The sequence below is a fragment of the Priestia sp. P5_B4 genome, from assembly GCF_056400385.1.
The window spans coordinates 1-969 of record NZ_JBFULJ010001167.1 but is presented as its reverse complement, the minus strand read 5'-3'; the positions used below and the strand labels follow the sequence as shown (position 1 = coordinate 969).

Sequence of the window (969 nt, the reverse complement as noted above, 5' to 3'; positions counted from 1 at the left end):
AGGTATTTTATCCTGGCCTTGAGAACCATCCAAACCATGAAATTGCCAAAAAACAGGCCAGAGGTTTTGGAGRAATGGTGTCATTTGATGTGGGCAGTGGGGAAAAAGCAGATCATCTATTAAGTAAAATTCATTACTTCACTTTAGCTGAGAGTCTTGGTGCGGTTGAAAGTTTAATATCCGTGCCGGCCCGCATGACACATGCATCCATTCCAGTGGAGCGAAGAGCAGAGCTCGGCATTACTGAAGGTTTGGTTCGCATTTCGGTAGGGCTAGAGGATGTAGAAGATTTAATTGAGGATCTTCGAAAGGCGCTTGAGTAAACAACCAATTATTTTAAAAGTAGTCCAAGATAAAAAAACTGTTTTTTCCATTTGTCATGGACCACAAGTGTTAATCGATACAGACCTTTTAAAAGGTATCGACATCACTGGCTATAAATCCATTCGCAACGATTTGAAAAATGCTGGTGCAAATTATAAAGACAAAGAAGTTGTCATTAACAAAAATATTGTAACAAGGCGAGAACCAAAAGATATTCCAGCATTCAATCGTGAATCACTAAAACTTTTAGCTAAATAACAATGGTGATGTAAAAACTTAAATATTTTCAACTTACGGATTCTTTAATCAGAATCCGCAAGTTGATCAAACAAACGTATGAATAAAGGAGGTATTTCGTTGTCATCATTAAAAGGAAAAAGAGTGGTTGTTTTAGGAGGTACATCTGGTATTGGTTTAGCCGCTGCTAAGGCGTTTCTCGATGAATCCGCTCAAGTCATTATTGCTAGCCGTTCTACTTCAAAATTATCTGACGCAAAAGTGAAGATTGGTGGTAACGTAGAGGGCTATGAAATCGACTTTCGCAGCGAGGAAAAGGTTGCTGACTTTTTCAAGAAGGTTGGAAAATTTGATCACCTAGTGGTGACTGCAGGTGAAGGCGCAATGGGTCACTTTAGCGAACTGCCT

General features: G+C 39.3%; 2 protein-coding genes and 1 pseudogene. All 3 read left to right on the top strand.

The features are described 5' to 3' along the window. Positions 1 to 323 (top strand): PLP-dependent transferase (locus tag AC1DRF_RS29665; protein WP_477742527.1); only part of this gene is annotated, 323 nt, incomplete at its 5' end. Positions 324 to 345: 22 nt separating this feature from the next. After that, positions 346 to 582 (top strand): annotated as a pseudogene (locus AC1DRF_RS29660) (DJ-1/PfpI family protein); the annotation flags it as partial. Between the two features lie 99 nt (positions 583 to 681). Beyond that, positions 682 to 969, top strand: a 288-nt coding sequence (locus AC1DRF_RS29655) for an SDR family NAD(P)-dependent oxidoreductase (protein ID WP_477742526.1), incomplete at its 3' end; no start/stop codon positions are given.